Annotated in this window: 16 protein-coding genes; all 16 read right to left on the minus strand. The window is 31.9% G+C overall.

Features of this window, described 5'->3' with window-relative positions:
• Positions 1-80: 80 nt before the first annotated feature.
• Positions 81-1487, minus strand: coding sequence for a hypothetical protein (locus E5329_RS23710; RefSeq protein ID WP_135991768.1), 1407 nt, complete (start codon positions 1485-1487; stop codon positions 81-83).
• Positions 1488-1716: 229 nt separating this feature from the next.
• Complete coding sequence (wecB, locus tag E5329_RS23715; protein WP_135991769.1) at positions 1717-2829, minus strand: non-hydrolyzing UDP-N-acetylglucosamine 2-epimerase; 1113 nt, start codon at positions 2827-2829, stop codon at positions 1717-1719.
• A 54-nt stretch (positions 2830-2883) separates the two neighbouring features.
• Complete coding sequence (locus tag E5329_RS23720; protein WP_135991770.1) at positions 2884-3672, minus strand: hypothetical protein; 789 nt, start codon at positions 3670-3672, stop codon at positions 2884-2886.
• Between the two features lie 699 nt (positions 3673-4371).
• Positions 4372-5232, minus strand: a complete 861-nt coding sequence (locus E5329_RS23725; protein WP_168356746.1) for an MBOAT family O-acyltransferase — start codon at positions 5230-5232, stop codon at positions 4372-4374.
• Positions 5229-5579, minus strand: coding sequence for an MBOAT family O-acyltransferase (locus E5329_RS23730; RefSeq protein WP_135991772.1), 351 nt, complete (start codon positions 5577-5579; stop codon positions 5229-5231). The genes E5329_RS23725 and E5329_RS23730 overlap by 4 nt, the downstream gene beginning before the upstream one ends.
• Positions 5580-6054: 475 nt before the next feature.
• Positions 6055-6762, minus strand: coding sequence for an acyltransferase family protein (locus tag E5329_RS23735; RefSeq protein WP_135991773.1), 708 nt, complete (start codon positions 6760-6762; stop codon positions 6055-6057).
• A 93-nt stretch (positions 6763-6855) separates the two neighbouring features.
• Positions 6856-7785: an acyltransferase family protein gene (locus E5329_RS23740; protein WP_135991774.1), complete on the minus strand. Its 930-nt coding sequence runs from the start codon at positions 7783-7785 to the stop codon at positions 6856-6858.
• Between the two features lie 21 nt (positions 7786-7806).
• Positions 7807-9270, minus strand: a complete 1464-nt coding sequence (locus tag E5329_RS23745; RefSeq protein WP_135991775.1) for a polysaccharide biosynthesis protein — start codon at positions 9268-9270, stop codon at positions 7807-7809.
• Positions 9270-10163: a glycosyltransferase family 2 protein gene (locus E5329_RS23750; protein WP_168356747.1), complete on the minus strand. Its 894-nt coding sequence runs from the start codon at positions 10161-10163 to the stop codon at positions 9270-9272. The genes E5329_RS23745 and E5329_RS23750 overlap by 1 nt, the downstream gene beginning before the upstream one ends.
• Before the next feature lie 19 nt (positions 10164-10182).
• Complete coding sequence (locus E5329_RS23755; RefSeq protein ID WP_135991777.1) at positions 10183-11370, minus strand: O-antigen ligase family protein; 1188 nt, start codon at positions 11368-11370, stop codon at positions 10183-10185.
• A complete protein-coding gene (locus E5329_RS23760) occupies positions 11352-12536 on the minus strand; it encodes a glycosyltransferase (protein WP_135991778.1) in 1185 nt (394 codons plus the stop codon). The genes E5329_RS23755 and E5329_RS23760 overlap by 19 nt, the downstream gene beginning before the upstream one ends.
• Positions 12537-12546: 10 nt before the next feature.
• A complete protein-coding gene (locus E5329_RS23765) occupies positions 12547-13695 on the minus strand; it encodes a glycosyltransferase (RefSeq protein ID WP_168356748.1) in 1149 nt (382 codons plus the stop codon).
• Entirely contained in the window at positions 13692-14432 is a 741-nt protein-coding gene (locus E5329_RS23770) for a glycosyltransferase family 32 protein (RefSeq protein ID WP_135991780.1), read from the minus strand. Before E5329_RS23770 ends, E5329_RS23765 begins: the two co-directional genes overlap by 4 nt.
• A 5-nt stretch (positions 14433-14437) precedes the next feature.
• Positions 14438-15757, minus strand: coding sequence for a nucleotide sugar dehydrogenase (locus E5329_RS23775; RefSeq protein WP_135991781.1), 1320 nt, complete (start codon positions 15755-15757; stop codon positions 14438-14440).
• A 1-nt stretch (position 15758) separates the two neighbouring features.
• Complete coding sequence (locus E5329_RS23780; protein ID WP_135991782.1) at positions 15759-19253, minus strand: glycosyltransferase; 3495 nt, start codon at positions 19251-19253, stop codon at positions 15759-15761.
• A 60-nt stretch (positions 19254-19313) separates the two neighbouring features.
• Entirely contained in the window at positions 19314-20498 is a 1185-nt protein-coding gene (locus tag E5329_RS23785) for an aminotransferase class I/II-fold pyridoxal phosphate-dependent enzyme (RefSeq protein ID WP_135991783.1), read from the minus strand.
• Positions 20499-21135: the final 637 nt, after the last annotated feature.

Raw genomic sequence — 21135 nt, forward strand, 5'->3', positions numbered from 1 at the left:
CATCTTCCCATAAAATGGGAGGTTTTTTAATTAATTTTTTTAAGCGTCAGAGCTGGGAAAGAACCTATTAAGCGCTTACTTTACATCAACACTGCAACTCCTAAAATATAATTATTCTGCTCTTTCGCAAGATTCAATTCATTAGAAATCTCATCATAAATTGACCGCCCTATTTGCTCCACAAACAACATATTCCCAATTTCCGTTCCTTGCTTAAGAGATTCTGCATCATAGAAAATATTTCCACCTTCTTTTACCTGAATATTTTGTAAATATAGTTCATCCTTCAACATGTTCAATGTTTCAACATCAATATTCTCATATTCACTTCCAGTTATATATATACAATCAATTCTTCGTTGTTTACAAGAAAGAGCAATGTTGGCAGACAAAATCTTTATTTGTTGCTCTGTTGTTAGCTTTTTCTTTCTTCGATTTTTTATTGCTAATAATTTTTCATCAATAACAGATAAGAAACGTTTTTTTGAAGATTGAACCGTAATTTCACCCAACAAACGAACATTGTAAAGAGTACGAATCTCTCCTGAATTTTGTAATTTGACAGTAAATATGGCTTTACATACGATCCAAATGCATACTATAACGATACCTAAAACCATTCCTAAAAGTATATACCTTTTGCTCACAGAAGGAGTGATATTAACTACTGTCTCACTATCTGAATCTTCTTCTAAATCACTGTTCAGTATACTTAACTGCTGCTCTGTCATGTTCATCTTTAAACTATTCAATTGTGTGTTCATAGATATAATATTATTGGAAATTACATTCTTTCTATCAATCGTAGCCGTATCTACTACCACATTCTGTGCTTCCCCCAACAATTTCAATTCATGAGAACCAATCTGCTGAAATTCTATTTCTTTTTTTTCTAACTGTGATTTTACAATTTCTGCAATTCTCTCCAATTTTTCTTTCTCTGGATCTGTAATTTTTATTGAAATAGTATTCCCACTCCATGTAACAGACCAAAGTTCACTTATATCTGCTTGGCTAATAGATAAATCTGCTCCTTCGATTACGGCCTGACTCATTTCACCCCCTACAATATAGTTATAATATAAGGCTACTAAACTACTGGTATAATCATTCTGGCTATCTTGTGTATAATTAAAAGTATAATCCGATTTTACATAGTATTGTAATTCAATAATGTGCTTTTCATATGGATTAATCTGCATTGCTACTGATGTATCCAAATAATTTTGATATTCTTCTAATCGTTTTATAATTTCCTGAGCGTTTGATATTTGTTCTTTTTCTCTTGTCGTTAATTCAACTTCCTCTTGCTTTATATCTCCATTTTGCTCTGGACGGTAACCTTTTATATCTATTATATATTTCACTCCACTAATCAAAACAGCAAACACTATTCCACAACAAACTATCTGACGCCATCCAAATAAAACATCCCACACTAACTCTAATAAATTTATTTCACGTTCCATTCTCTTCCGTGTTTCCATTTAATTCCCTCCATACTTCATTCTTTTTAAAGCTATCCTAAATCACAGGTTTTTTGTATGATATTCAATTAATTTACTTCTGTCAATCATAAGAATATTTATTCTACAACTAAAATTTATCTTTAACCCTGTATTATAACAACAAATAACTTACACTATTTTAAATCCAAATACTTGTCAATATTCACAATAAGGCACTACAAAAAACTTCCTTTTACAAAATGCTCATTTACAAATATTTTTTCATTTCTCCAAATTCCAAGATGTCTGCAATTCTCTCACATGCATGTCCATCACCATAAGGATTACTAGCTTTAGCCATTTTCTCATAACTTTCCTTGTTTTCTAATAATTCCCTGAAATTCTGATATATTACCTCTTCATTTGTACCAACTAGTTTCAATGTACCAGCTTCAATGCCTTCTGGTCTCTCCGTAGTATCACGCATGACCAAAACTGGTTTTCCTAAACTCGGAGCCTCTTCCTGTATTCCTCCGCTATCTGTAAGAATTAAATATGATCTTGCCATAAGATTGTGGCAATCAAAAACCTCTACTGGGTCAATAATATGAACACGTTCAATCCCACCCAACTCACTATCTGCAATCTGCCTTACAACAGGATTCATATGAATTGGATACAATATCTTTACATCAGGATATTCTTCTATTACCCGTCGAATAGCTCTAAACATGTGTCGCATAGGATTGCCAATATTTTCGCGTCGGTGAGCCGTAATAAAAATAAGTCTACTTCCCTCCGCCCAAAGCAGTTCTGGATGCTCATAATCGTTACGTACTGTTGTTTTAAGAGCATCAATTACTGTATTTCCTGTAACCCATATCTCCTTATTGTCTTTTCCCTCTTGCACAAGATTCTCTTTTGCCCTTTTTGTGGGGGCAAAATTATATTGAGCTACTATAGACACTACCTGCCGATTAAATTCTTCTGGATAGGGGCTAAAAATATCAAATGTTCGCAACCCTGCCTCAACATGTCCTACTGGAATTTGGAGATAAAAACACGCTAATGCCGTAACAAATGTTGTTGAAGTATCCCCATGCACTAAAACAATATCTGGCTTTTCTTTTTCCAAAACGTCCTTAATACACATCAAAACATTTGTAGTAATATCAAACAATGTCTGTTTTTCTTTCATAATAGCGAAATCATAATCAGGAACCACAGAAAACGTCTCCAGTACTTGATCCAACATTTGTCTATGTTGTCCTGTAACGCAAACTACAACTCCAACTCCTTTTCTTGATTTCAACTCATTCACTAAGGGGCACATTTTAATCGCTTCAGGCCTTGTTCCAAAAACCAACATTACTTTTTTCATAAATTTTTACCCTTTCATCTGTATAATTCTTGTTTTAATACTATCAACTCTATATTAACGACTTGCAATATTTTCTCTCTCATGAGTATCGAAACAAACAGAATCAATTACTTTTCTTGTATCATTATTATACACCACAATATTCATCCCTCTTTTATTTTTTGAATATTCAGTTCCTTCTATAATTATAGAACTTAAGCTTCTACTTTGGTTCCCCGCACTCTTAATGTCATATGTTACTAAATTATCCCTGATTGCACCTCCATAATTGAGACTATTATACCCTTTTTGCTCTACAATTGTTCCGTCTGCAATAACTGCACAATAACTACAGCCATACTCTTCTTGTAAACTGGCTTGTAACCCGAGTTTTCTCAACTGTTGAATCGTATGATCTCTTAAATTTTGGGTACATTCTTCATTCACTGAAATAAATATACTATATCTCACATCTTGTAACGCTGCCATATATTTATCAATATCAACTATATGAACCAATTCACAATCTTTCTGCATTTTCTCATAATCATCTTTCAAATCCTCCCATTGAGACAATTCACATCTTTGAAAATTATATTGTTCTGATAAAACTCTACCAATATAATTCGTTATTTTTTTTGCACCCCAAAGATTCAAATGACCAGCATCTCTTAAATCCGTGGTAAAGCAAAAACCTACTTTTTCATATAAGTTTTTCTCATTAAAATCAAAATAATCTATATTATGTTCATCAGCATACTTTTTTACCGTGTTGTATTTTTCCAGATTAGCATTCAGTGTTGGTGTTTTTGTTAAAATAAATGATATTTTCTCATTTTCACATAACTCTACAATTTTATTCAAATATGTCTCCATAAGAGACACCATATCCATATTGTTCACTAACATGTCAGCTTCAAAAGGCCTATATTCCTCTAATCCAGAATATTCTGATAATGGAGTATAACCTTTATATTCAACACATTCATCTATTTTAGAAAAAAATCATTTTCTGACAAATTTGTCCATCTTGCATGATAACGAATATTAGGCAAATAATAGCTCACTAAAAACTGATATTGATCTAACTCACAAATTGACTTGACAGCTTCTCTTTTCACCAGTGACCATTTCATATAATCTAGTGCTTTTCTTGTACAACTTTCGGAGGAATTTAACGGTTCATACCCCGAATATAAAAAAAGAAAGTAACAATCTAACACAACCGCCTTCGGCTTCTGATAACGAAGCGCTTCCTTCAACCAAAAATATGATGTAACTAAATTTTGTTGTTCACAGCCTAAATTATAACTTGTAATTCCATATAATAATTATTGTACAACTCTTGTGGTATAAATGAAGAAGCTGCGTGGCTACTGCCTAAAAAAATTACATCAATTGTATCTTCCTCCTCTTCATAAAATTTCGAATATGTTAAAGTAGTTGGCCAAATATCGCTTAAAAAAACTTTGGCACAATAACCCGGTATACATTTTCCACACAAATGTACAATACAATAAGAAAGATAATACATTTACACGTAAATTTTAAATGCTTGCTCATCTAAAATCCTCCATATATAAAATCATGAACGTCAAATCCATAACCGTAAGTTCCAAAAACCATAATGCTCAGAATAATAGATACATATAAAAGCCAACGAACATATATAGATCTACTTAAAATTATTTCACTCAAATATAAGCCACTTTCCTGTCTACTGCTTACATATATGAGGATTATTATAGATATCAATAAAACCCTCCACTCTTTCCATTCTAATCCTAGCGAAAATAATTCATCATTAAAAAATATCCACGGATTATGAATCACAAACATACTTTTTATCATCTGCAAACCTGTCTTTAAATTATTTGCCCTAAAAATAATCCATGCAAGCATTACCCAAAAAAAGCACCCCATACGTTGCAACATTTTACGTGTACCTGACTGTTTTGATAATTTGAGAAAGTCATAAATTTTCTCTTTTACACCGAAAGTAACATTTCCAACAATTTGATATGCTGCATGCAATAATCCCCAAAATAAATATTTATAGCCAGAACCATGCCAAACACCACTAACAGCAAAAGTTAATATTAAATTGCTATATTGTGGAATTTTCCCCTTTCTACTCCCTCCTAATGGAATATAAACATAATCACGCAACCACTCACTAAAAGAAATGTGCCATCTTCTCCAAAACTCTTTTGTAGATGTCGAAAAATATGGTTGCATAAAGTTATTTACCAAATCTATTCCAAATAATTTTGCCACACCCTGTGAAATGGTAACACATGACAAAAAGTCTGCATATAATTCAATACTATATAATATCCCAGCTACTAAAACGTAACATCCCGCATACTTTTCTGGACTATCAAAAACAGTATTTACAACTATAGCTGATTTATCTGCAATCATAAATTTAAGAAAAAACCCCATACGATTAATTGAAACCCCTTTACAAATTTACTTTCATCAAATAAATGTCCTTCATAAATCTGCTCTGCTAGTTGTTCATAACGCGGTATTGGTCCTTGAATAATCTGTGGAAAAAATAAAATAAACAATATATATTTAGCAAAATTTTTTTGAGCCTTTATTTTCCCCTTATAGATATCTATTAAATAGGATAGAATTTGCAACGTATAAAAAGAAATTCCCAAAGGTACTATCCATTCAAAAGGTTGTCTATGTAACATTCCAAGCAAAAAATTCCCATTTTTTAAAATAAACCAAACAAATATAGCTATCCCTATTGTCAACATCAATACTGCTTTCCTAAAATTTTGTTGGCCCCCCCCCCCCCGAAAATTCCAGAAAGATTCCTGCCGCATATGAAATAAATATCGTCAAAAACAAAATCCACCATCCCGTTTTATAGGCCACAAAATAAAAAATTATACTCCCTAACAACAAACCTATCCAACGAAGTTGTAACGGAATTATATAGTATATCACTAATACTACTAAAAGAAATACATAAAAGCTAAATGATATATATGTCATAAGGTTTATCCCTCTCTACTCGCAAACTCATACACTATAATTTACATAATTCTAGCTATCCACCATTAATAATATTCTTTTTTTTTATAGTGCTCATAAACAATTGAAGCATAATGCCTACGATAAAAATTAAAATAAATATAACAATATTCCCATAAAAGCTATTATAGCCCTTTTCGAAATACACATGTAGTAAAATCCCTTCACATAAATAAAGTTCATAAGAATACTCACCTATTTTATTACAATAAAATACTTTCCTGGAAAAATGTTCATTAATCCTATCGCCACCACAGGACACACTGTCGTAAATCCCATGTAGAATACTAACTTTCTCCAACTTAGTATATACATCATAACCATAATAATTGTTATCCCAAAAGTTAAAACTATTACATGTTTTTTCTCTAATTCAATTTTACCATTACTCACTATTTCAGCATAAAGCACACCCACTGCAAAACAGGTCGTATAGAGTATAGCTCCCACATCACTTGGAAAACTTATACTCGTCATATATCCAACTACACAAGATGCAATAAAAATGGATATAACTTTCCATTTATTCACAAATCGGTATACAACATAAAATATAAGATACATTATTAATATATACGGAACATACCACATAGTAGCATCTATAGGTGAATTTGGATTTATTCCAATGACATTAGTTACAATCTCTATAATAGAAATATCATCAAATACAGAAAAATTCATGATAAAACATAAAAAGGTCAAAAACATTGTCCATATCACATAGGGGAGCCATACACTCACTAATCTTCTCCGCCAATACTTCTGCATGCCTTTTTTATTATATGAACACACCATGCCATAGCCACTAAGCATTAAAAAAATACTGACCCCTGCTGCCCCCCCCCCCTTGGTATAATACCCAAATGTCCAAAAATCACGAGTAAAATTGCAATTCCCTTCCATGATGTAGTTGTATTGTTATCAAAAATATTAAGACCCATTTTAAAATTATCACTCCTAAATTACATCTTCCAAATATTTCTTATCCATTCTGCACTATTCATAAGTATTAGGGCTGTTAATACTGTTATTACTACTACAAACACAATTTTCCCCCCCCCCCAATTTATCCTGAGAAAGTAATGAAAATGGTCCTAAAATATAAATATGATGTACAATGTATATATCATATGAATGCCTGTCAAAAAAATTCAGGAAATCTTTATATATCATATTCTGCTTATCCTTATATAATTGCATAACTATACCAAAAAAAGCTACTGCCAAGAACACATGGGAATATTCCGTCCAAACTTGAAAGGCATACGACCATTCTCCTGTAAATTCCAATTTTAAAATATAATCTACAACAATCTGACTCCCATTCATAATAACTGCAACAGGAATTGCAATTCGAGAAAAATCTTTTATTACACCATTTCCTCTTTCTTTAAACTGTTTACCGAAAAAATATCCCATTATATAACAATTAATCCAGGCTGAAGTAAAAAATTTCCCTGTAATAAAAATAAAGAAAACAAATACTTCTATTCCAAAAAACACCTCTTTTTTCCCATTTTTGAAGATTTTTTGAAGAAAAGGCGTAATTAAATAACATAAAATAATAGTCCGAATGAACCATAGATGATTTAATCCTGGAAGACAAGACAAACAAAGAATCTGTTTTATTGTAGCATAAAAGGAAATTACCTCCTTATGAAAAATCCAATATAAGGGAATAACTACTATTATATACAAGTAATAGTCCACCAATATCCTTAATAATCTTTTTTTATAAAACTTACCGATCTTATCAATCACTTTCTGCCCAAATAAAAATCCTGAGATTAATAGAAAAATTTGAACCCCTACGTTAAACCAATATGCCAACTCATTCCCATAAAATTGTAAAAAATGACATATAATAATCATACATGTTGAAATTACTCTTAAAAAACTTATTGATTCCATCTTTTGTTGATTCATTTTTCTCCTACTTTTTCCTAATTATTTTTTTGTACTCAATAATATTGCAATCTGTACTCCGCCAAATATAACCAAATAAAATATTCCCGCGATTATAAAGTATCCATAATTTCTAATCCACTGATTTCCAATAATATTAGAAACCACTAACATTCCCAATATCTCAAGCCCAAAAAAGAAATGTTCTTTAATTGCCTTTGACTTCCCAATTTTTAACATATGTCTATTTATATACCATAAAAAATAAATATACCGATAAGTTGTTGCCACAAAAGTCCCTAAAGCCACTCCGAACAACCCAAACTTACTTACTAATAAAAGGGATATTCCCAAATTTAATATAGCTTCAATAATTGCACCCTTATTCGTTTCTTTAAACTTTCCCGCCGAAAGCACTAATAATCTATATGGTTCTCTTACACAAAACACTAGCTGTGCTAACACCATTACAAACGCAAAAGCATATTGAATATAATTTGCATCTTTTACTTCCCAAGTGTAAATTCTAACAAACGGGACAATCAAAATTAAGGTTATTCCAAATACTAAGACACTTACATTTGAAGTTACTTTTACAAATTTATCAAATGTGTTCTGTAACTCCTTATCATCACCATGCGCAATGGCCTTTCCTATCACCGATTGATATCCACCAGCTGTTGATGTTATCAGTTGTCTTATTGCATTCAAAACAAGCATATATACACTATATACACTAACTTCGCTGAGTGTAGAAAAAAGTGTTAAGACAATCATATCTGTATTCATCGTTATAAAATATGTTAAATTTTGATAAAGCCCGCTCCACCGGTTTTTTATAATTCCGTAATCTAAGCATTTTACTTTATTTATATCAAAATATTTCTGAACAAAATGCTTATACACTAATGGCTGCAAACAAAATAATATAGCATTAAATAATTTCAAGATATGAATGCTAGGATAAATCTGAACTGCTATAGCAGCAAATCCTAAATTAAGTAAATAGGAAACTCCCATTGTTATACTTATAATATAATTCTTTTGGTTACCCTGAAGTACAATTCTATTAGTGATCGAAAAAAAATATTGTGCAAAAGTTGTCAAACTTATAATTAAAATTAATGTGCAAATATACTGAAACGAAAGTTTTTGCTTTACTATTAAAGGATATATAACACTAAGAATCATGCTGTATACTGTGAAAATTATAGCTACTTTTTGAAAAAAGTGATTAGATGCTGCTACAATAGCTGAAATTTTATCAGTATCTCTTTCTTCTATTGGTTTATACAACTGTGATAGAACAACAGCGGTCAGACCACCCTCTAACAAAGAAATAACACTTAAAAATTGATTAATAGAAGACACAAGCCCATTAACCTCTGAACCAAAAGATATAAGAATTATTTTAGACACAAAAAAACCTGAAATAATTGCAGTAATCTGCAAAAAAAAGGCACAAATAACGTTTAAAGAATTTTCATTTTTTAACAATTTCTTCATTAGCTTTTCATCCTATTTAATATGGGCAATGCTAAGTAAGTAATAATACCTATAAAAGATAATCTCTTTACTCTTGCTCCAACAACTTCACTATCTAACTTTACCGCATTCCAATATAATCTCCAGATTGAAATCTTCTTTTTCAAAGGTATTTTACTTTTTTTAAAAATATCCTCTATCTTATTCACATAATTATACAAAAAACCTAAATTATTCCTTCTTGCAAACTCAAGATTATTCTTTGTTATTCCATCTTCCTGATATTCTTTAATTTCAAATATTTCATTCACACAACATAAGCTATATTTTAATCCAATCTGGTCAAACACATAAGATTCTGGAATAAATTTGGTATCAATATCTTCCGGCCAATAAAACTCTTTTAATAGGGAAGTCTTCACACATTCACAACAATCCCCATATTGTTTTTTATTCCTAAAATGCAAATCAATATAGGACATCTCTTTATAACCATCTTCTCCTATTTCAAATGTACTTCCTAGAATTTGTCCATTAGACATATTCTGACATTTTCCAAGTACACCGCAAATATTTTTCTTCTTTCTTAAATTATACTTCATACATATATTCTTCATACGTTCAATACAATTTGGGGCTAGCATATCATCTGAATCTAATATCAGAAAAAAATCACCTCTTGCTGTTTGAATTCCTCTATTTAAAGCTGTATGTTTTCCACCATTATCTTTATAACAATATTTTACCCTTGAGTCATGTTTATATTTTTCCATCAAACTTCTTGTGCTATCAGTTGATCCGTCATCCACCACAATTAATTCTAAATCCTTCTCTGTTTGATTTAAAACACTACATACTGCTCTTTCAAGAATATAGTCCCTATTATATGTTGGAATACACACTGACATAAACATTTCTTTTCTCCTATCATTTTTATTCTGATTTAATCGTATTCTCATCCATTATTAAAGGATAGAGTGTAAATAAAGACATAAATGTCCATGTGAAATGCAAACTTAAGGCCGAACTGGATGAAATCCAAATTATCGGAAGAAGCAACATTACAAACACCATTTCAAATTTTAAATAAGCAATGAACTTATTTATAGTTTTAACAAGCATATTTATAAAAAACAAAAAAACCACTATTCCATAGTCAAACAATATCTCAAATGATAGATTATGCACCCAACCATCATTTTCAATAACATTTCCACCAGGTCCTAAACCTAAAACAAAATTTTTCCAAAACGATGGTACTATCTTATTTATATAAGAAAAACGTTCTCCATCATCAGGAAGTATACCAAATGCTGCAATAACAACAAAAACAACATACAGTGCCAAAACTAAGCAAACTATAATTTTTATTGACTGTACATCAATATTCATTATTTTTTTTACAAAAAACATAAATAGAATCAAAATTTGTGCTAAAACTCCTGCTTTAGAACCCGTTACTATACATAAAATAAAATTTACCACAATAATACCACAGTATAATAATTGCTGAAACTTACTATTTTTATCCCGCAACTCATATAAAAGATAAAGTAATATAGTTGTGTAAATTAAAAATGTTGCATAATTATTCTGATTACTAAACCCAACATAAGTGGATGTCATTTGAAATACACTTCTCGGTTCTGTAATATGTTTCCCAAAAAAAATTTCATTAACAGAAAAACCATAGTTTAGAAACAAGCTTATCAAGTACGCCTTTAAATACAGTTTAAAATCCTTCAAATCACGGCAACCCAAATAAATACAAAAACTGAAAAAAATAGCAATAATTGAAGATAAATAAATAGGTATTCTTACATCACCGTGATCAAAATTAAATATTAATGACAGAATCCCCAATATAAACCATGTAAAGGTAAATAAAAGATATCCATTTTCTAATCCTACATATAAATTTTTTCTATAACTACAATTAGCCAAAACCAATATAAAAACCGCTAATCCCATCATGACAAATACAATATAATCAAAAAACGGAATTGGAATATAAATAGATGAAGCACTTCCTATGCCAACTACTATTATATTTAACGCAATTATACTCTTTACAACATCCTCAAACTGTACCTTTTTTATAATCATTTGATCTTTGACCATAAAAAAGAAAATGTCCTCGAAGCAGAAGAAACAGCTGCAAGTAAGGACATTTTCTTTTCTTTCCTCTCTTTAGCAATTATCTGCTTATATAATTTATCATCCAAATTGTAATTTATAGAATCTTCAAAAATCTCATTAATTATCTTAAAACGCTCTTCTAAATTCAATTCATGGACTGCATAATCTCTAGCTTGTTTTTTGAATTTCTCCAAATATTTTAGATTATCAATGTAATACTGCATAGACGAAATAAGACTTTTTTCTTCACATAATGATAATGGCCAATAATATCCATCAGACCGGCTATGAAATTCTTCTACATCAACTAATTTTCCATTAATTTCATCATCTACAACCTCGTTCATTGGAGCATTATTTGTAGTAATTACAGGAAGTCCACTTGCTAAAGCTTCATATATGGTCAATCCAAGCCCATCCAAATCTGTTGGATAAACATATATATCTCCCATATAGTATAACCCTGGTGCAGTAACTGTTTTAGATATAACTTCTATGTTATAATCTCTTAGTTCTTCTTCTGAATATTGACTAATTTTATCAACCGAAAGTTGTGTATGAATAACCAACTTTGCTTTTTTATAGACTTTTCCATTGATAAAGGCGTTTATCACTTTCCCGGTTCCCTTTCTAAATGACATTCCCATAGAATGAAAGAAAGTAAGCTGATTATGTTTTTCCTCATTCGGCTTATATAAATTAATATCTGTCCCCCACTTCACATAAAATGCTTGTTTATGCCTCCTCATAGCCTGCATATGCCTATGCGTATTACATATGACAAAATCATATATATTAAATAAAGACACTGTATCTTCTTTATAATAGTCTATATAACTACCCAATTTAATGTTAGGATATTTCTTTTTTATTTCAGCGACAATTGAAAATTCACGCTGCTCATTGAAAAATAGAACTTGCAAATTATTTTTTTCTATCCAAGAAAAAATATGCCTTTTATTTATATAGGTATATGGCAAAAAAAGTCCATATGTTACTCTTTCATCATTCCATTCTGGCTGATCACTCTTTAATCCTCCACGTGCATATATATATACTTCATTCTGCTGCTCTAGTGCAGATCGATATAATTTTGATACATACCCTGCACCTCTCTCAAACCATGTGGTAACTATTCCGATTCTCATAAACAACCTCTTATCCTAAAAAATCTTTTATTATATTTTTATATAGAAATTTCTCTTTAGCGATTTCTGCATTCATTTTCATTTCCATATACTTTTCACCATTATTCTTTATTAATTCCTTAATCGCATTCTGGATTCCAATTGTTGTTACCTCTTCTAGCAACAAACAATTGCCATTTACATTTACATGATCAATGCCCTCTAATTTATGAAAAATACAGGGTAATTGGCAGGCACATGCATTTTCCCATAAAACTGAATGTAATCCTGGAAATATACCTAAATCAGATGCTACAAAGCATTCATTTATATCATTAGGAGACATCCATCCAGCGAAAATAATGTTCTCTGTCATGTGTTTTTCAAATTCTTTCCTATAATTCTCAACTACGTTTCCAAAAATAAACAACACAATCCGTTCATTTTTCAATCCATTTACTGCATCCATTAGCTTATCAAAATTTTTATTTACATCAATTTTTCCACCAGCTATGATTACAAAAGAATCGTTACTTATTTGATACTTATCACGGATTTTAATTCTTACCTTTTCACTATTCTGTGGTAAGACAGTTTCATCTACACCCATTATTAATAAATGTGTTTTTCTTTCAGGTATTTTAAAAACTTCCTGCATAAAAATATTTCTTATTGGTAAAGTTCCATAATATTTCTCAACATAAGGGAGCGTTCTCCTTATTAAATACTTCCACAACCCGCGATAAAGAAAGTATTTTGATATAACATTTTGACAACAATTATAATAATCTGCATGATTATCTATATAAATTTTTTTAGCAGGAAACTTTTTTTTATATTTTGGAATACAATTCAACGCCATTCCTATGGTTCCATGAAAAAAAATAATATCTGCATCAATTTCCACCAAAACCTTAAGTAAACCTTTATAAACTTTTAACTTTGAAGATATTTTTTCTGGCAAAAAATTTATAAATGGAATGCGAAAGACTTTCACTCCATTATACTCATATCTTATTACCCTCTCAGTATTTTGCTGATGAATATTTTGATAATTTTCTTGGGATGCAACTACATAAACATCAATTCCTGATTTATAATTATACTCTGCCAATACATTTTCCTGATATCCCCATCCGTCATAATAGCTTCCACTTAAACATACATGAACAAGTTTCATCGTTTTATCCTCTGTACTATTTTTAAATAATTCTTTGCCCCTATCACTGGAACAATAACCCTTTGTCTGAAAAACCGAATAAAAGAAGTTTTCCAAGATGTCCATAACAAAGAATGCCAATGAATTGCAACTGTATTTTCTGTTCTATACACTTTTCCCGAAACTAAATCATAAGCATGAAAAACTTCTGCTGGATAAATTTGAATCCGTGGCATTATGTCCTGAGTCTTATTATTATTAATTAACCTTAACCCATAGAATTTTTCAAACTCATTTGAAAACATCAATGTATTAGGTTCTAAAGCCATTTCACCATTATCTAATATAAAACATCTCATTTGGTATATATCTAATATATGTTTAATAAAAGCATTTCCTTTTTCCGCTCCCACCAAACAAGTGGCAATAATAGGAACATATGGATTGTCATATCCTAAAAGCAATTCTTTATCTAAAAAAGGATCTAAAGACCGTACTATCTCAACATCTGTATCTAGATATATCCCACCTTGTTCATACAAAGCATATAACCTCACAACATCAGAAACGAAAGCATACTTTTTACTAGCATATGCCTCTTTTGTAAACTGACACATATTTAAATCAAAATTTGTTTCGTCCCACATTATAAATTCATAATCTTTAAGAATACTTCTCCAAGTTTTAATATATTGCTGTATCCTATCATCCATTTCATTTTTGCCAAACCAACAATAATGTATTTTTTTTGGTATCATCCCTTTTACAATCTCCAATAAGAGAACCCTTTCACTTTGACTTCTTCGGTATTGTATATTCCTTTAACATCAATTAAAACTTTAGACGAACTATCTTCTTTCACAAATAATTCATCTATATCATCAAGACTTAATGCCCGAAATTCATTATGTGCAACTGCCACGATAACACAATCAGCATTCTTTACGTCTTTTAGTGTTTTCAGTTGAACCTTATACACTTTAATTGCTTCTTCCTCATTCGCCTGAGGATCTACAACAATTGGTTCCACACCATATTCTCTAAGTCGCTCTATAATATCTTCAATCTTACTATTTCTAATATCGGGACAATTTTCCTTAAAAGTTAAACCTAATATAACTACTTTAGAGTTTTTTACAGCTTTTCCTGCAAGAATCATATTCTTTATAGACGCATCTGCAACAAACTGGCCCATACCATCATTTACTTTACGCCCTGCAAGAACAATTTGGCTATGATATCCTAATTTTTCTGCCTCATAAGTAAAATAATACGGATCAACTCCTATGCAATGACCGCCAACCAATCCTGGCCGAAACCCAAGTGCATTCCATTTTGTATTCATACCATCAACCACTTCATTAGTATCTATACCCATTCGATCAAATACCATAGCAAGTTCGTTCATAAAAGCAATATTAATGTCACGCTGACTATTTTCTACAACTTTAATTGCCTCTGCTGTCTTTATACTAGACACAGGATAGGTTCCAACATCAATAATAAGATCATAAATATTCTTTATTTCTTTTAACACTTCTTTGTCCATACCCGAAACAATTTTGCGAATATTAGATAATGTGTGTACTTTATCACCTGGATTAATTCTTTCTGGCGAATAACCTACTTTAAAATCTTTCCCACACTTAAGTCCCGATTCCTTCTCAAGAATAGGAACACAAACATCCTCTGTCACACCCGGATAAACTGTAGACTCAAATACTACAACAGAACCCGTTACAAGATTATGCCCTAAAATCCTGCTAGCTTCTTCAACTGGATACAAATTCGGTGTCTTATCTTGATTAACAGGTGTTGGTACAGCAACAATATGAAACTTTGCCTCCATTAATTTTTTTTCGTCAGAAGTAAATTCTACTTCTGTCACTTTTATTATATCATTTCCAACTTCATTTGTAGGATCAATTCCTTTTTTATAGAGTTCAATTTTGGATTCATTTACATCAAACCCTATAACCGTAGCCTTTTTAGCAAAAGCTACCGCAATAGGCATTCCGACATACCCTAAGCCAATTACTGAAATTTTTTCTTTTTTATTAATAATATCTTCATATAATGACATATCATCTCTCCTCCAAATATAAGTTCTTCATTTGCAAATATACATTTCTCTTACTGAACTTGTTTATAATACTTAAGTTATATTTTCCCATATTTAGATTTTCTTCTTTTATATATCTTCTTATCGCATTGCAAAAACCTTGTTCATCCTGTAACTTAACTCTATATCCCCCTCTGCCCTCTTTAATAAGATCTTGATTTCCTCTTATATCACTGACAATACAAGGTAACCCTGAAGCCATAGCCTCCATCAGCGAAACATTCAATCCTTCTCTTATAGACGGCAACACATATACATCTACTTTACGAAGAAGTTCTGCTACATCGTCTCTATACCCAAGCAAATGCACATGTTTCTCAACACCTAATTTTTGAGATAAAATCTTCAAATCATCACACAACTCGCCTTGACCTACAATGCAATAATGAATTTTATTATTTTTTAATTTAGCTAAAGCTTTTATCACAATACTGTGATTTTTATTCACATTTAGTTCTCCAACTGACAGCAATATTATTGTATCTGAACTAATCCCTATTTCACGCTTAAACTTCTGCTGTATTTTTAAGTGTTCTACTTCCCTCCACTCATAATAAGTAGTCATTGATTCAGAAACCCCTTTTAAGTCAAACAATCTAATATTCTCATAATTCTGCTTAACAGAAACTTTCATCATTTTATTAATAGACTTTCTTGTGACGCCAACCCTTTTTAGACATTCTACAAGGCTATCTACATTATTATCATCAAATAAGCATCCTTTACTTTTCACAAGTTCCCTATTACCAAGAATATTTGAGCAAATCACTGGAATCTGGCAAGCTATTGCCTCCATAAGAGCAACTGGCAATCCCTCTTGATGTGAAGGAAATACAAATAAATCAGCCGACTGACAAAGTTCAGACACATCTGTCCTATATCCAAGCAATTTTACCTGCGATTCAAGATTAAATTCTTTTATAAGCCCTATTAAATAACTTTCTAATTCTCCTTTACCGCATATAAAATATTTCATTTGTGGATTATTCAATTTTTTAAGTGCCTTGATGACAATCTCATGATTCTTACCTTGACTAAGTTCCCCTACCGAAAGAACCATTATATCATTAGTACCGACTCCCAACTCCGCCCTTTTCGCCTCTATATCAATAAGATTAGACCTAAACTTCTTTGTATCAATGCCAACTCCAGGAACATAAGTTACTTTTTTCGCATAAAATCTCTCTTTTGCAAGCTTATAATCTTCATTATTGATAGAAATAAGAACATCTGTCCATTTGGAGCATATTTTTTCAATTGGATAGAATATTAGCCAATTTTTAATAGGTGCACCTTTATAAAAATGAAAACCATGAGCAGTATATATTACTTTCGTCCCATAATGCCTTGCCTTTCTTGCAGCGAACCTTGCAATTACACCACCAATTGGAGAATGACAATGAATCATTTTATACTTCCGTTCATTACAAAGTTTTTTAACCTGCTTATATGCGTCAACAATTTCTTCAATATGTGATATCTTTCTTGGAATTGGTACATGATAAACAGATACCCCTAATGTTTCTAATTTCCTTTTTAAATCCTCTACTCTCTCTGTAGTTATTGTTCCTCCATCTACAAAATTAGCCACTACATCCACATCATATCCAATTTCCAAAAGGATCTGAATATTATCCATGTTAAATTGATCAATCATAGAAGCTACAGAAGCCAGCATAAGGGCTCTGGGCTTTTCTTTTAAATATCCTCTTTTTACATTTAAAGTTTTTTTTTCTTCCGTATACGCAATAGAATCCTCAACCCCTACAATTCTATACTCAATTCCAGGATAAACACTCATCTCCTGTGCATAGATCATATTTCCAAATGCTTTGTTTACCAGCCCACCAATTTTTCCAGGTATTTTTGCCCCTACCCAAACAAATGGATTAAGGAATGGAATCTTTATTAGCCTTTTTCCACTAACATCACTAATTTGCTTTACCATATCACTTGTTTTTGTATATCTGTCATTTTGGGGGAAAAATATCCCACCTTTTCCCACCAACATAACCAAACACAAAAATTCGCAAAGATTATCAATATATAACATGGATCTCTCATTATCTATTTCTGGAAAAACAGGTAGCTTTTTTGCCAATTTAGCTAAAATTGGATAATTTCCTTTACTCCCTTTCCCATAAATCATTGGTGGCCGTAATACCAATACAGCAAACTTATCGTCTTCTAATTTCCTTACCCCTTCATCCGCCTGCCATTTTGAGTCACCATAAAAACTTGTTGGATTAGGTTTAGTATATTTTGTAATTTCCTTTCTTTTTCCATATTTTGCTGATTCACCATAAACAATCATTGATGACATAAACACAAACTGCCCTACCCCTGCGTTTTTCGCTTTCTCAGCCGTTGCAATAGCAAGATCTTTATTTACCTCATAATACTTTTTCTTAGTTGCTTCGTCCACCTTTCCTACATCGGCATGCGCAAGTCCTGCCACATGAAACACAATATCATAAGATGAAAAATCCTTTTTTCTCCAAGATCCATCTACCATATCAATTGTTTCTATCGAAAAATTCTCATTATAACGTTTTTGTGCATATGCTTTGAAATAATCGCCAATATAAGAATTAGAACCAGTAATCAGCACTTTCTTGTGTTGTGAAAAATCTATATTCACAGGCTTTCTAAATCCAGGTTCAACTACAGGAATTGTATTTTTATGAATATCCCCCTTATTCCCTTCAACAACCCCCTTATGTCTTGCTACACTTACAAGCGTTCCCAAAAAGCATCTTACATCAAACCAAAAACTTTCCTTTTGTACATATTCACCATCAAACTTTGCTTTTATGTCTATTTCCAACTCATCACGTCCATTAATCTGTGCCCACCCAGTAAGCCCCGGCTTAACATCATTTGCACCATATTTATCCCTTTCAGCAACTAAATCATATTGATTCCATAGTGCTGGACGCGGTCCTATAATAGACATATTTCCAACAAAGATGTCCCAAATCTGCGGAAGTTCATCTAAAGAATATTTCCTTAGAAATTTTCCCACATGAGTAATATATTGTTCAGGCTCCTTTAACATATGTGTAGGAATATCTTGTGGCGTAGACATTTTCATAGAGCGAAATTTATGAATCATAAAATATTCCTTATTCTTCCCTACACGTTTTTGCTTGAAAAAAATAGGTCCTGGATCATCAATATATATCGCCAATGACAATATGGCATAAAAAGGTGAAAGAAAAATCAAACCAAAAAAAGACAGACCTCTATCTAATACACACTTCACCTTTCTTTCGTAGATTCCTGGATTCCTTTTTACAGCTGCTTCACCTGCATTTTCATATCTATTCTTTTGCAAATCCTCGTCTAACATTTCATTTTGTTTTTTTAATTTAGCTATGAAATTCAAGACAACATAGCTGATCCCAAGTAAAATACCTGTAATGGCTCCTGCTTTTGCTATTTTTTTTCTATTCATTAACTATTCCTCAATCTCTATACAATTTATTCAGCATCCCTATTCATACTAACATAAAGTTTATTTCCACAATTTTTTCACCACACAACAAATATAATCTAAATCTATATCTGACAATTTAGTATCACTTGGTAAACAAATTCCATTATTAAACAACACCCCACTAACACTATTATCAGCCCTTGTTTCTCTATTTATTACCTGAAGTTTTTCCACTTGCGAAATAAAATCATATCCTGCAAATACTGGCTGCAAATGTAATGGTTTCCAAATAGGGCGGCTTTCCACTCCTTCTTTTTCCAATGCCTTTATAATGTCCAATGGCTTTACTTTACACTCTACATCCAGCAAAATACATGTAAGCCAACAATTACTCCTAGTACCTTTCATCATAGGCATAAAATTAATTCCTGGCAAATTTTTCAAACCTTCTTGATAATATGCATAAATATAACGTTTTTTCTCTATGCGCCTACCCAAGACTTTTAACTGTCCTCTGCCAATCCCTGCAGCAATATTACTCATACGATAATTATACCCTATTTCTGTATGTTGATACCAACGTACTGGTTCTCGTGCCTGAGTTGACCAATAACGCACTTTCGCTGCTTTCTCTTTTGCTTCTTCTGTATTTATTAACAACATTCCTCCACCAGAACTGGTGATAATTTTATTCCCATTAAAACTAATAATCCCGTATTCTCCAAAACTTCCTGTATGTTTTCCGTGATAGGTAGTTCCAAGGCTCTCTGCCGCATCCTCAATTAATGGAACCTGATACCTCTGGCAAATTTTTACAATATCTTCTATATGGGCACACATCCCATATAAATGTACTACTATTACAGCCTTTGGTTTCTTCCCAATCTTTTCATATTTCTCAAATGCCAGTTCTAATGCATCTGGATTCATATTCCAGCTATCTATATCACAGTCAATAAATACAGGGATTGCACCTTCATAGATAATAGGGTTAGCTGTAGCAGAAAAAGTCAAAGACTGGCAAAAGACTATATCTTCTTTACCTACCCCCACCGCTTTTAATGCCATATGCATGGCAGACGTTCCTGAAGAAAGCGCTACTGCTTTCTTAGCGCCTGTGATTTCCACTATACCATTCTCAAACTCTGTCACATTTTCCCCAAGAGCTGCTATCATATTGAGTTCAAATGCTTTTTTCACATACTCTCTCTCGTATCCTTCTTCACTCATATGAGGTGAAGACAACGAAATATGCTTTTTCATTCTTTCCTCCTGTTATGTAAATACTCTACGAACTTAGAAAACTTATACATTATTTTTTTATTCTACTACAGTTCTCCAATTATTGCAAACATTAAAATCAAAATTTACAATGCCCCAGTAACAGTTCAGCTTTCTGGCTGAACCAATGAGTATAGCACCGGCTAGAAAATAGTCGGTGTGCCCATAAAAAGCTTTCTTATATTTTCGAGCATTCCCATTTTCCTTTTCTTTAGCATTTCTATAATGTTCAGGATCGAGCAATACATTAATAATGCTTTTCAGGCGGGCGTCGTCATCTTTGAGAAGCTAGTTTTCCTTACGGAGCGTACCATTTTCCTGCGTCAGCTTATTAATCTTGCCATTTAGGCAACAAACATCATCTTATAGTTTTTTTCTACAGAATCGAGGCGCGCCATGACTTCCATGAGCTGGTTGTACATTCCTTTTTCATAATTGCAACCAATAACACATGCCCACTTTCCTGTAATTTTCATGGATATATTATACCAGGAAAACAGTTAAAAAGCGAATTCCCCCGAAGCATGGCTCCATCAAAATGACAGTGGATAACTTATGAAAATGACTGAACCACTACCGGCTAAAGCCGGTAGGTTCGCTCTGCTGCTAAAGCAGCCTA

This window comes from Petralouisia muris, assembly GCF_004793545.1.
Taxonomy (GTDB): Bacteria; Bacillota; Clostridia; order Lachnospirales; family Lachnospiraceae; genus Petralouisia; species Petralouisia muris.